This is a genomic window from Streptomyces sp. NPDC031210, from assembly GCF_055570395.1.
In genome coordinates, this window is record NZ_JBVIHH010000002.1 from 189,476 (window position 1) to 201,719 (window position 12,244).

The following is a 12,244-nucleotide window of genomic DNA, read 5'->3' on the forward strand; positions in this document are numbered from 1 at the left end:
GGTGCCACAGGGCGGTGACAGCAGCCTCGCGCTCAACCAGCAAGGTCAGCAGCATCAGACGGCCGTCCAGAAGGGATCTCCGTCGCCCGCCGCGCGACATGAGCGTCTGAAGCCGCTCGGCCGCACGTATCAGCGACGTCGGCGGCGCCGTACCGCGAGGCGTAGGCGCCGTCGGGAGGGGGGCCGCGGTGCATCTGACGGTGACCCTCGCGCAGTTCGCAGTTCGCAGATCCGGCCGAGGGCAACGTGCGCGGCCCCACAGCGCTCCCTCCCCCGCCTCAGCGCACCCTCACCTCACCCCAGGCCCGCTGAGCCCGACGCCGGTACCTTTACCCAGATCGCCTTGGACGGTGTGCCGTGGCCGTCGACGGCGTTGAGCATGTACCAGCCGGGCGGTACGAGCGACGGGTCGTCCGGCAGCGTTACCGTCACTCCGTCCTTCGAGGTGGTGAAGTCCAACGCCACGGACCGCTGTTCGACGTTGGTGACGTGCGTGAACGAACCGGGGCGCATCAGCCGCATCTTCTTGATGGCCGAGGCGTGCGGGGACCGGTAGGTCGCGGTGCCGCCGAGAGGGACCGTCTTCGGGCCCGGGTCGGTCAGCTCGGGGCGCGTGTCGCGGAAGAGGTACGGCGGCGTGTAGAGGTCGATCTGCTGCTGGAACTCGCCGGGCTTGGTGTTCTCCTTGTCGGCGTAGAGCGAATCGGACCCGAAGGTCATCACCCGTCCGTCCGGCAGCAGCAGCGCCCCGGAGTGGTAGTTGCGGCCCACCAGTGGATCGGCCACCCGCCGCGAGGTGTTGGCCGGCGGGTCGTAGAGCTCCGCCTTGAGGATGTTGGTGTCGCCGCGCCCGCGGTAGTCGCCGGAGCCGTTCGTGGTCAGCACGGTGTCGTCCGGCATGATCACGCTGCTCGGGTAGCGCGCCTTGGCGTAGAGGTCGGGGCCGTTCTTGAAGCGCGGGCTGGGGGCGTGCAGGTCGACGATCCGGGTGCGGGCCGTCGACCGGGGGTCCTCGCCGACGCCCCCGCCGCCGAGCACCATGTAACGCTGTTCCTGGGCGGGCGGCAGCAGCACGGACATCGACGTCTCAAGGATGTCGGGGTCGCTCATGCCGGGCACGGTCTGGAACTTGTTGGACTTCAGATCCCAGATGCCGGGGGTGCGGCCGATGTTGTCGGGGCCGTAGCCGGCGTTGGAACCGGTGTAGAAGATCCGGCCCTGGTCGGTGAGGAAGAGCGTCGGATAGGTGGGGAAGAAGCGTTTCTTGGGGAGGTAGGTCCATTTCTTGGTCTTCGGGTCGTAGACCTCGTTCTTGCCGGGGACGACCTGGCCGATCTCGTCCAGCCCGGAGACCGAGAGGACCTTGCCGTCCTGGAGCGTGGTCAGCGTCGGATACCAGCGGGCCTCGTTCATCGGATCGACGGGTACGTAGCGCTCGGCGACCGGGTCGAATTCGAAGGCGTCCTTGATTCCCTGGAAGTCCTTCTTGTCGAACGACAGCTTCTGCGCGATGCCGTAGAAGTTACGGGCGTCCGCGCCGGTCAGGCCGTGAATGCGGTAGTTGTCCTGGGAGCCGGTGGAATGCTCGCGGCCTTCCTTGAGCGCCTCGACATAGACCCGCGCCTCGCTGTGCGTCACGGTGACCTTGCCGGTCGCCGGGTCCTTGGTCTTTTTCGCCCGCGGTACGAGCACCGGGTCCTTCGAGATGAACGTCTTGCCGTTTTGCTTGCCCGTGAAGAGGGTGCCGGCCGGAAAGGTCCGGGGGCCTTCCGGGTCCTCGTTGTAGACGATCATGAGGCCGCCGGCCTTCTTCACGTCACCGCCGAGTTTCTCGTAACGCTGGGTGCCGCCGGCGACCAGGAGTTTGCCGTCCGGGAGCTGGGTGTGCCCGGAGCAGAACAGATCCTTGGGCGTGGGTATGTTCTTGAAGGTGTTCTTCACCGGATCCCACAGCACCGTGCGGAAGGATTTCGCCCGGAAGTTGGCGGCGTTGTTTCCCGATCCCGCGACCAGCAGCACCTTCCCGGTGTGCAGCAGTGCCGCGTGAATGGTGTTGATGCGGTAGGCGTCCGGGACGTCGACGACATCCCAGTGGCCCATCTCCGCTGTGTATTCCGGCTTGTTGATCTCGTACTGGTGGTACTGCGCCGAGGCGAAGCCGTAGAGGGCCGGACCGTTCATTCCGGCCAGCGCGAGCACCACCGCCGTCGCTATCGCCACTCTGCGCGTGCGACGGCTCGGACGGTACTTCATGTGTGTCGTCCCCCAAGGGCGGTGTGCAGGGTGTGTTCAGCGGTGGCCGGCCCGGTGGCGGGGGCGACCGTCGGGGCGCCGGCCGGGCCGCCCGCCTCGTAAACCGGGCCCCCCGCCTCGTAAACCGGGCCGCCCGACTCGTCAGCCGGGCCGCCCGCCGGCTCGCCAGAGGGGCCGCCCGCCGGTTCATCGGCGGGACCGGCCGTCGGTTCCTCGCCCGGATCACCGGCCGCCGCCGCGGCGGCCTTCCGCTTCTTCCGTGCCGCCCGCACGCTCAGCCGCCAGGCCACGATCGGCGCCGCGGTGATCAGCAGGGCGAGCGCCGCCCAGGTGATCATGGCTGGGTGGCTGTGGCCCAGCACGAACGAGGCGCCCAGCGAGCCGCCGAAGACCGCCAGGAAGAAGAGGTGCACCCGGAACGTTCCGAAGAGCGTGTCCGGACTGGAGGAGTCGCCCTTCGGCGTCACCACGAACGTGCTCTTGCGGCGCAGCACCGCGTCGAACAGCGAGCGGGCGTAGATCGGGGCGGACAGCGCCGACATCACCATGCCCGCGATTCCACCGGAGCCCTCCGGCTCGTGCGGTGAGACATTGTGCCGGCGGTTCCAGATGTACAGCCCGATCTGGAGCGCCGAGGCATTGCCGTAGAGCATCATCCACACCGCCGGGTCGATCTGCACACCCGAGGCGCCCAGGCCCAGGAACAGCGCGCAACTGAGCGCCGCCAGAATCCAGTTCAGCGCCGACATCGGATAGAAGATGACCATCATGGTGTAGTTGAACAGTCGGCCCGGCGGCAGCGTGAACGGCGCCTTCCAGAACTGCTTGAGCAGGGTCTCGTACGTCCCGCGCGACCAGCGCAACTGCTGGGTGAAGAAGTCCGTCCAGGCGGTGGGGCCCTCACCGACCGCGAGTACGTCCGGGGTGTAGACCGAGCGCCACTTGTTGCCGGTCTCCGGATTGCGGTGCCGGTGCATTTCGAAGCCGGTCGCCATGTCCTCGGTTATCGAGTCGTACAGCCCGCCGATCTGTTTCAGCGCGCTGATCCGCACGGCGTTGGACGTGCCGACGAACATCGGCGCGCCGTAGCGGTTGCCCGCCCGCTGGATCAGCGCGTGGAAGAGGAACTGCTGGGATTCGGCGGCCTTGGTGACGAACGATTCGTAATTGCCGTACACCTGCGGGCCGATGACGAAGCCCACGTCCGGGTCGCGGAAGAAGCCCAGCATCCGTTCCAGGTAATTCGGCAGCGGAACGTGGTCGGTGTCGACGGACGCGAAGTAGTCGTAGGCGTCACCGTGCGCGTCGAGCCAGGCGTTGTAGTTGCCGTGTTTGGTCCGGGCGCGGTGCGGGCCGGTGGGCCGGTTCCACTCCGGCACGCCTTTGCGGGAGAAGTGGTGCACGCCCAGGCGGCGGCAGACCTCTTTGACCTCGGGGTCGTCGCCCTCGTCCAGCAGCCAGACGTGCAGCAGTCCGCGGTGCCGCACCCGGACGGCGGCCTCCAGCGTTTTCGTCACCATGGCGAGGGGTTCCTTGCCCGGCACGAAGGAGGTCAGGAACGCGACGCGGGTGCCGTTCTCCGGGACGACCGGGACGGGGTCGCGGGCGACGAGGGTGGCGTGTGCGTTCGAGAGAACGTTCATGCACCGGAAGAACTCGATCAGACCGATCGAAACGAGCATGACGACATCCAGCGCCGGCAGGAAGTCGTAGGCGGGATAGTCGCGTTCGGTCCAGTGCGCCGGCTGCATCAGCCAGGCGAGCAGCCCGAGCGAGACCAGTGGCGCGGCGCCTAAGAGGAGGGCGGCCCGGATGCGGTGCGGTTCGTCGGCCAGCAGTGAGCGGTAGCGGACCTTGTAGGGCCGGTCCGGGTCCGGTTGGGTGAGCGGCCCGGCGAGGCGGCTGTAGTGCTCGTAGTCATAGCGCGGCAGCGGTCTGCGCTGCGCCCGGCGCTGCCAGTGCTGGCGCGGCACGCGCAGGCGTGTCGTCGCGGACGGGTCGTACGAATGCTGCGGCCGGGCGCCGTCAGGCGGCGACGTCATGAATCCATCCCCCCGGCACGCGGCGCGGGCCGCGTGCCTTTGCCGATGGCCCGAAAGCCCGGTCCCCCTAGACCGACTCGGGCGCGGTGGTGTCGGCCGCCGCAGTCCGCCGGACGGTGACGGCCGTCTTCCGGTTGCATGATGAACGCCCCGCCCATGTTTCCAAAACGGCGCGCGCCCCGTACTCACCTCACGACAACCGGTGCATCCCCCTGGTCCCGCTTCCCCCGACTCCCACGGCCCGGGCACTTTTCGGCCGGGGTTCCCGGTCAGGTTCCCGAACCCCCATCTTGATCACAAGACCGGAAGACGGTGGTGAAGGACCGAACGGGGCCGCCGGCGCACCCACGCGAGCGCCGGGCGCCGACCAGGAGATGGCTGAAGAGATGGCCGGATCTTTCGCCCGCCTGCCGCCGTCCGGCACGCGTGCGCAGGCCGGAGCGCCCCTGGGAGAGTGAAACGGGTCACTCGGAAAACGGTTGCCGGGGCGCGCGCCGGCGGCGGGCCGAGGCCGGGGACCGTGGCCGTGGATCGTGCCGACGAACGACTGAGGCCCCTCGCATGGCGAGGGGCCTCAGTCTTACGTGCGCCGCCAGGGACTCGAACCCCGGACCCGCTGATTAAGAGTCAGCTGCTCTAACCAACTGAGCTAGCGGCGCGCGCTGACCTGAAGAACATTACACGAACTTCAGCAGTGGTCCGTACCCGCTCCCGCCCCCTTCACGCACCGGGGAGGCGTGATATCCGTCACGCTCGGTGGTCCCCTGGTGATCGATTTCCCTGGCCTCGGCGCAACCGCCGCCGTCAACATGCGGTACCCACCGCCCGTTGAGAGGCTGACGCCAACGCACCGTACGAGCGGGGAGGGGCTGGTGGGAACGGGAAGAGACGAACCGGAGGAGGCCCGGCGCGGTCCGGTACGGGTGCCGCCGGCGAGGGCCGCGCCGCCCCTCCCGGCCCGCGTCGCGCCCATGGCGTCCGTCACTCCTTCCGCGCCTCCGGCAACCCCGCCCCCCAAGGCAGCGTCTGGTAGGACGCGCGCCCGGCCCGGGCCTCCCGGGACTCGTCCCTCCCTCGGAAAGGTTGATCGTCATGGTGTCGACAGCCAAGCGCACCCTTGACATGCGGCTTCTTCTCGGGCCGGACGACACGGTCCCGGTGGCCGGCCGGTTCAGCTACCGCGCCGACCGCCCCTTCGAGATCGAGGTCGCCTTCCTCAGTCGCGGCCGTACGGTCACCACCTGGCTGTTCGCCCGGGAGCTGCTGCTGAGCGGACTGCGCGGCGAAGTGGGGGAGGGGGACGTACGGATGTGGCCCTTCCACGAGGTGGGCGGGGAGCGCACCCTCCACATCGAGCTGTCGACCGATGACAGCGCCTGCGAGCTGTCGGTACGCGCGTCGGAGCTGACCGCCTGGCTGGCGCAGACCGCGGCGATCGTGCCGCCCGGCCAGGAGGACCGCCACCTCGACATGGACACCCACCTGGCCCGGCTGTTCGCGGGGAAGTGCTGATGACGAGCCCGATAGCCACCATGAGTCTCGCCCCGAGCGATCCCCGCGCGCACGGCTTCCTGCCCGAGCGGCCCCCCGTCCGTTCCATGATCGGCACCTGGACGCGGCTGGACGCCATGGCCCGCGCGGCGGCCGTCGCGCCGGGCCGGGAGGCGGCCGTCTCCCTCGTCGAACGCGCCGCCCGCGCCGAGGAGTTGAGCGATCTGCGCCAGCGCGTCTCCAGGCTGTCGCCGAGGAACGCCGAGGCCGCCGCGATGCGGGTGGCGGTGATCGCGGTGGCGTGCGGCTGGGCCGGTCTGGACCCCCTGGCGCCGGCCGCCCGGCGGGTCGCCGACGAGGCGTTCCTCGACCTGTGGGCGGCCATCGCGCACCGGATCGACCACGACCAGTTCGTCGCGCTGCCCACGCTCGCGCTCCACAACTGGGCGCCCGAACGCAAACCGCGCCGGCACGTGCCGATCGACCAACTGGCCCGCACCGAAGCGCTCGTCCCGATCGTCCGCTGGGCCCCCGAAGGGCAGCCGCTCAGCCGCCTCGACCGGCTGATGCTGGCCGCCACCCGGCTGGAGGCGCACGGCATCTGGCTCTTCCGGCTCGCCGAAACCCTCGCCGGCCGGGCGCCCGACGACTCCTCCACCCCCACGGCGCTGCGCCGCCTGGTCCGCGTCCAGCACGCCCTGCGCGCCCAGCTCCACTCCGAGGGCGCGCAGCTCGCGGCGGCGCCGGCGACCGCACCGCAGCGCGCGGTGCTCGGCGCGCTCGCCGCGCAGGGCGCCCTGGAGCCGCCGGTGCTCCAGGCCGCGGACGCGGTGCTGGGCATCGGTTCGCGGCGCGCGGGCGAGGGCGGGCGGCAGCTACTGCGCCGCCACCTGCCGGCCCGCCACCGCGCCTGGCTCGGCGCGATGGACCGCCACTGCGCGCCGGTCCGCACGCTCGCGCACCGGGGCGGCCCGGACGCGGCCGTCTACCGCGAGGCCCAGGAGTCGCTGATCGCGCTGCGCCGTACGTACACGGCCCTGGTGCACACGGCCGCCGCGCCGGCCGGGGGCTCGCTCATCGCCGCGGCCTGAGCCGGCGGCCGGCGGGTGCGACCCCGCGCGTTCGGTCGTTGTTATTGGTATGGACATGCCCAACGGCGCTGATTAGTCTGCCATTTGGTCTAGACCGCATTTCGGCTCAGGAACTCCCCCCACGTTCTGCAGGAGCGAAGCATGCGCAAAAGTCTCGGCGCCGCCGTGATCGGCCTCGGCGTCCTCGGCGTCTCCGTCCTCGCCACCGGCAGCGCCACCAGCCACGGCTACAGCGACGCGCCCCCCAGTCGGCAGGCCCTGTGCGCCAACGGCACCGTGAAGGACTGCGGCGCCATCCAGTACGAGCCCCAGAGCGTCGAGGCGCCCAAGGGATTCCCGGCCGCCGGCCCCGCCGACGGCGAGATCTGCTCCGGCGGTCATGACGGCTTCGCCGAACTGGACGACCCGCGCGGCGGCGCCTGGCCCGCCACCAAGCTCTCCGCCGGGCAGGGCTACACCTTCACCTGGCGGCTGACGGCCCGCCACGCCACCACCGACTTCGAGTACTTCATCACCAAGGACGGCTACGACCCGGCCAAGCCGCTCACCCGCGCCGACCTCGAACCCGAGCCGTTCATGACGGTGCCGATGGGCGGCACCCAGCCCGACGCGACGGTCCAGCACCAGGGCACCGTCCCGACCCAGAAATCCGGCCACCACCTCATTCTGGGCGTCTGGAACATCGCCGACACGGGCAACGCCTTCTACGCCTGCTCGGACGTCGACCTGTCCTGACGCGAGCCGCCGGCCTCTCCTGACGTGGGCGGCGGCCACCCCGGAAACGACGAAGTGGGCGTCCTCGGAGAACCGAGAACGCCCACTTCACACGTGCGCCGCCAGGGACTCGAACCCCGGACCCGCTGATTAAGAGTCAGCTGCTCTAACCAACTGAGCTAGCGGCGCGCGCTGACGAAAGAAATACTACCTGGTCCGAAGGGGTGCTCCGGACCACGCCCGGCGGACGGCCGGGAACGACGGGCGGCCGGGAACGGCGGGCGGCCGGGAGTGGCCGGCGGCCCGGGACGGACGCGGATCAGATCGCCAGCGACAGCAGGACCGGAGCGGCCCGGCGGTTGAGGGCGTCGGCGGCCTGCCGCAGGCGGTGGGCGTGCTCCAGCGGCATGGACAGCGCCAGGCAGCCGACCGTGGCACCGGCTGTGATCGGTACGGCGGCGCAGACCGTGCCGACGGCGTACTCCTGGAGGTCCAGGACGGGCACCGTCGGGGGCTGGCTGTCGAGCTTGTGGAACAGCACCTTCTCGTTGGTGATCGTCCGGGAGGTGAGCCGGGCGGTCTTGTGGCGCGAGAGGTGGTCCTTGCGCCCGTCGTGGTCGAGCTGCGCCAGCAGGCACTTGCCGATCGCGCTGGCGTGCGCCGTGCGGCGGAATTCGGCCCACTCGTTGACCTTGGGCGCTAGCGGTCCGTCGGCGTAGTGCAGGATCTTCACCTCGCCGTCGATGTACCGGCTGATGTAGACCGCCGCGCCGACCGAGTCGCGCAGCTCGTCGAGGGTGAGCTGGAGCTTGTCGCGCAGGGCCTGGTCGCGGGCGCCGCCCGAACCCAGCAGCAGCAGGGACTCGCCGACGACATACGCGCCGTCCGCGACCTGCTCCACATACCGCTCGCGCCGCAGCATCGACAGCATGTGGGCGAGGTGGCCCGTGGACAGGCCCGTCTCGCGTGCGATCTGGGCGTCGGTCACGCCGTCGGCGTGCCTGGAGATCGTTTCGAGCACGCGAAGGGCGTACTGCACCGATTGGAACGGCGCGGTCGGCTCGGGCTTCAGCGCCACGGTGTCCCCCTAGCAGGTTGTTACCGCTTGCGTCGTGACCTTCGTTGGTGGTCACGGCCGCCGAAATGCGGCGGCCGCTCCCGGACAACGGGGCTCGTATCACGATAGCGGTCAACCGCCCTCGATGGAGGGGGTCTTGACCGAAAAGAAGGGCCCTCCGGCCGGTTGTCCAGCGGAGTGAGACAGGGGCATATGCCAAAGGCACGAAACTTCCCGCGGTGGTGCGCCCCGGTTCGATACCGGGGCGCACCGTTTCCGCGTTTATCGCCCGCCGGCGGAAACCGGCGACGGACGCCGCGCGGGCTCGTTCACAGCACCGCGCTGAGAAATTCCCGGGTCCGCTCGTGCTCGGGCTCGGTGAAGATCTTCTCCGGCGACCCGGATTCGATGACCCGGCCCGCGTCGAACATCAGGACATCGTCGGAGATGTCCCGCGCGAAATTCATCTCGTGCGTGACGCACAGCATGGTGATGTCCGTGGTGCGGGCGATGTCCCGCAGGACGTCCAGCACCCCCGCCACCAGTTCCGGGTCGAGCGCCGAGGTCACCTCGTCCAGCAGCAGGACCTGCGGGCGCATCGCCAGGGCCCGCGCGATGGCGACCCGCTGCTGCTGGCCGCCGGAGAGCTGGGTCGGGTACTTGTCGAGGTGGTCGCTCAGGCCCACCAGATCGAGCAGCCCCCGCGCCCGCTCCTCGGCCTCGTCCTTCCCCAGGCCGAGCACGTGCACCGGCGCTTCGGTGATATTCCGCAGCACCTTCATATTGGGGAAGAGATTGAACTGCTGGAACACCATGCCGATGTTCTTGCGCACCTCGCGGGTGTGCTTCTCGCCGGCCGGGACGAGTTTCCCGCCCTTCTCCTCGTGGGTGAGGTATTCACCGCCGACCTTGATGGTGCCCTCGTCCGGCTTCAGCAGCGTCATCAGCAGCCGGAGAATGGTGGTCTTCCCGGATCCGGACGGGCCGATGAGCGTGACGTGCTTTCCGGACGAGACGGTGAAGTCCAGCGAATCCAGGACGGTGTTGGTCCCGAACCGCTTGGTGACGTGGTCGAAGCGGATCAGCTCGCTGCCGTCCACCGCGGGGTTGGCCGATTCTTTCGAGAGATTGCTGTCAGCGGACAAGGCGACGCTCCAGGACTCGCAGGAGGAGGGAGGTGGGGTAGGAGATCACGACGAAGAGAATGCCGACGACGGTGATCGGCTCCATGTAGTCGAAGGTGGTCGCACCGATGCTGTTCGCCTGGAACAGCATTTCGGCCACGGTGATGGCCTGGAGCATCGGTGTGTCCTTGAACATCGCGATCACGTAGTTGCCGAGGGCCGGGACCACGCGGCGGATGGCCTGCGGCAGGATCACCGCGGTCCAGGTGCGGCGGCGCGGCAGGCTCAGCGCGGTGGCCGCCTCCCACTGCCCCGCCGGTACGGCGTCGATGCCCGCGCGGTAGACCTCGCTGGTGTACGTCGAGTAGTGCAGGCCCAGACCGATGACGCCGGTCGTCAGCGGCCCGAACGTCACGCCCCAGCTCGGCAGCACGAAGAACAGGAAGAAAAGCTGCACCAGCAGCGGGGTGTTGCGGATGAACTCGACGACGGCGCTCACCGGCCAGGTCACCCAGCGGCTGCCGGAGCGCAGTGCCAGCGCCCACACCAGGCCGAGCGCGAAGGCCACCAGCGATCCGTAGACGGTGGCCTGGACGGTGATCCACAGCCCGTCGAGGAGCTGCGGCATGATGTCGCCGACGTAATCCCACGACCAGGTGTTCATCGGTTCCCCCCGGCTGCCGCACCCTGCGGCTCATGGCTTTGGACGGGGAGCTTGCGCGAGAACCAGCCCGACCGCTCCGGCCGCTGGCCGATCGACGCCTTGGCGCGCCGCTCCAGCAGGCGCATCACCCGCGTGACCAGGAACGCGATCACGAAGTACATCACCAGGATGATCCCGTAGACCTGCGCGCTCTCCCCGGTGGAGAGCCGGGCCAGCTTGGCCTGGAAGGTCAGCTCCCCGATGGACAGCAGGGAGGCCAGCGCGGTTCCCTTGAGCAGCTCGATCAGCAGGTTGTTGAACGGCGGCATCATCTCGGGCACCGCCTGCGGCAGGATCACCTTCCGCATCCGCTGCCAGGGCGAGAAGCTCAGCGCGAGGGCCGCCTCCCGCTGGGCCGGCGCCACCGACTGCAGGGCGCCGCGTACCACTTCGGACCCGTAGGCGCCGTAGGACAGGCCGAGCGCGAGGGTGCCCGCCCAGACGCCGGCCAACTGCCAGCCCAGCAGCGGCAGCGCGAAGAACAGCCAGAACATCAGCACCAGCGCCGAGGTGCCGCGGAAGAACTCCACGTAGACACCGGACAGGAAGCGGACGATCCAGTGGCGCGAGGTGCGGGCCATGCCGATGCCGAAGGCGACCACACCGGCCAGCAGGGCGCTGTAGAGGGTGAGCTGGACGGTGATCCAGGCGCCTTTGAGGAAGAGTTCCCAGAGGGGACCGGTCATTTCTTGCAGAGCTCCTCTGCTGTCAGGTCCGTCATGAACTCCTCGGTGAAACCGAACGGTTTGGCGATACGCAGCAGCTCGCCGCTCTTCTTCATCTTGCGCAGCTCGGTGTTGAAGGCGTCCCGGAGCTTGGTCTCGCCGAGCCGGAAGCCGTACCCGCCGCCGTCACGCTGCGGTTTGCCGTCGACCACGGGAGTGAACGGATCGGTCATGCCGACCTTGGGATGGTTGCCGGTCTTCAGTGCCTCGATCATCGTCAGCGCCGTGCCCGCGAAACAGTCGATGCGCCCGGCCTCCAGGGCCTCCATGCCGCCGATCTGGTCGGGATAGAGGGCGATCTGGCTTTTCTTGACGCCGTTTCCCGTGGCGTAGTCGATTTCCGTGTAGCCGACGCCGGTGCCCATCCGCAGGCCCTTTTTCGCGACATCCCGGTACGACGTGATCTTCTCCGGGTTGCCCTTCGGGACGAGGAAGCCGTCCTTCGATTCGTAGTCCGGGTCGGAGAAGAGGACCGCCGCGCAGCGGGCCTTGTTGATGAACATGCCCGCGACGATCACGTCGAACTGGAGCGAGTGCAGCCCCGGGACGAGACCGCCGAATTCCACCGGCACCGGTTCGAAATTCTTGATCCCCAGCCTCTGGAAGATCGTTTTGGCCACGGCGGGAGCCTCGCCGGTCAGCTCCCCGCGGTCGTCGATGGAGGCGTACGGAGGTTCGCTGGCGATGCCCAGGCGCACCGTGCCCTTGTCGATCAGGTCCGCCAGCAGATGCCCGCCGTCCGTCGCACCGGTGATGTCCACTTGTGCGCAGCCCGCGGTCGCGCCGAGGGCGCCCGCCGCACCGAATGCCGCCGCTCCTGCTAGCAGCGAGCGGCGGCGCATCCCTTTTCCGTTGATTTCTGAGGTGTTCCCCTGTGGTGGAGCCATGGGCGCGCGACTACCCGACCCGACCGAAGATATGCCGATAGTTTCCAGCCCTTGATGCAAGCGGCGCGCGGCGGTGACGTAAGGCGGCGACTCTCCGGCTATTTCCGTCAAAAGCGTTGCATCACCGGTGACTTCACCCGGTGGGCGAAGAGATTCC

Annotated in this window: 10 protein-coding genes and 2 tRNA genes; 3 read left to right on the forward strand and 9 right to left on the reverse strand. The window is 69.2% G+C overall.

Annotated elements, in window-relative coordinates:
- Positions 1-294: 294 nt before the first annotated feature.
- The 3 genes from glxA to ACZ45Z_RS04615 all read right to left on the reverse strand — a co-directional run bounded on the left by glxA (position 295) and on the right by ACZ45Z_RS04615 (position 4,954).
- Positions 295-2,253, reverse strand: coding sequence for a radical copper oxidase GlxA (gene glxA, locus ACZ45Z_RS04605; protein WP_468356015.1), 1,959 nt, complete (start codon positions 2,251-2,253; stop codon positions 295-297).
- Positions 2,250-4,295, reverse strand: coding sequence for a glycosyltransferase family 2 protein (locus tag ACZ45Z_RS04610; RefSeq protein WP_468356018.1), 2,046 nt, complete (start codon positions 4,293-4,295; stop codon positions 2,250-2,252). Before ACZ45Z_RS04610 ends, glxA begins: the two co-directional genes overlap by 4 nt.
- Positions 4,296-4,880: 585 nt before the next feature.
- Positions 4,881-4,954, reverse strand: a tRNA-Lys gene (locus ACZ45Z_RS04615).
- A 433-nt stretch (positions 4,955-5,387) separates the two neighbouring features.
- Between ACZ45Z_RS04615 and ACZ45Z_RS04620 the strand changes: the two genes are divergently transcribed.
- The 3 genes from ACZ45Z_RS04620 to ACZ45Z_RS04630 all read left to right on the forward strand — a co-directional run bounded on the left by ACZ45Z_RS04620 (position 5,388) and on the right by ACZ45Z_RS04630 (position 7,612).
- The gene (locus ACZ45Z_RS04620) at positions 5,388-5,807 is read left to right on the forward strand and encodes an SsgA family sporulation/cell division regulator (RefSeq protein WP_468356021.1); all 420 of its coding nucleotides are present in this window, start codon (positions 5,388-5,390) and stop codon (positions 5,805-5,807) included.
- Positions 5,807-6,877: a hypothetical protein gene (locus ACZ45Z_RS04625; protein ID WP_468356024.1), complete on the forward strand. Its 1,071-nt coding sequence runs from the start codon at positions 5,807-5,809 to the stop codon at positions 6,875-6,877. Before ACZ45Z_RS04620 ends, ACZ45Z_RS04625 begins: the two co-directional genes overlap by 1 nt.
- A 141-nt stretch (positions 6,878-7,018) precedes the next feature.
- A complete protein-coding gene (locus ACZ45Z_RS04630) occupies positions 7,019-7,612 on the forward strand; it encodes a lytic polysaccharide monooxygenase auxiliary activity family 9 protein (RefSeq protein ID WP_468356027.1) in 594 nt (197 codons plus the stop codon).
- Positions 7,613-7,706: 94 nt separating this feature from the next.
- Here the strand turns inward: ACZ45Z_RS04630 and ACZ45Z_RS04635 are convergent.
- From ACZ45Z_RS04635 to ehuB, 6 genes are all read right to left on the reverse strand, one after another.
- A tRNA-Lys gene (locus ACZ45Z_RS04635) sits at positions 7,707-7,780 on the reverse strand.
- Positions 7,781-7,910: 130 nt separating this feature from the next.
- Positions 7,911-8,669, reverse strand: a complete 759-nt coding sequence (locus tag ACZ45Z_RS04640; protein ID WP_468356031.1) for an IclR family transcriptional regulator — start codon at positions 8,667-8,669, stop codon at positions 7,911-7,913.
- A 308-nt stretch (positions 8,670-8,977) separates the two neighbouring features.
- The gene (gene ehuA, locus ACZ45Z_RS04645; protein WP_468357333.1) at positions 8,978-9,748 is read right to left on the reverse strand and encodes an ectoine/hydroxyectoine ABC transporter ATP-binding protein EhuA; all 771 of its coding nucleotides are present in this window, start codon (positions 9,746-9,748) and stop codon (positions 8,978-8,980) included.
- A 34-nt stretch (positions 9,749-9,782) separates the two neighbouring features.
- Positions 9,783-10,436 carry an ectoine/hydroxyectoine ABC transporter permease subunit EhuD gene (gene ehuD, locus ACZ45Z_RS04650; protein ID WP_468356034.1) on the reverse strand — a complete coding sequence of 218 codons (654 nt, stop codon included), beginning with the start codon at positions 10,434-10,436 and terminating at the stop codon, positions 9,783-9,785.
- Positions 10,433-11,161 (reverse strand): ectoine/hydroxyectoine ABC transporter permease subunit EhuC, encoded by a 729-nt coding sequence (ehuC, locus tag ACZ45Z_RS04655; RefSeq protein WP_468356037.1) that lies wholly within the window; start codon positions 11,159-11,161, stop codon positions 10,433-10,435. Before ehuC ends, ehuD begins: the two co-directional genes overlap by 4 nt.
- Positions 11,158-12,087: an ectoine/hydroxyectoine ABC transporter substrate-binding protein EhuB gene (gene ehuB / locus ACZ45Z_RS04660; RefSeq protein WP_468357336.1), complete on the reverse strand. Its 930-nt coding sequence runs from the start codon at positions 12,085-12,087 to the stop codon at positions 11,158-11,160. The genes ehuC and ehuB overlap by 4 nt, the downstream gene beginning before the upstream one ends.
- Positions 12,088-12,244: the final 157 nt, after the last annotated feature.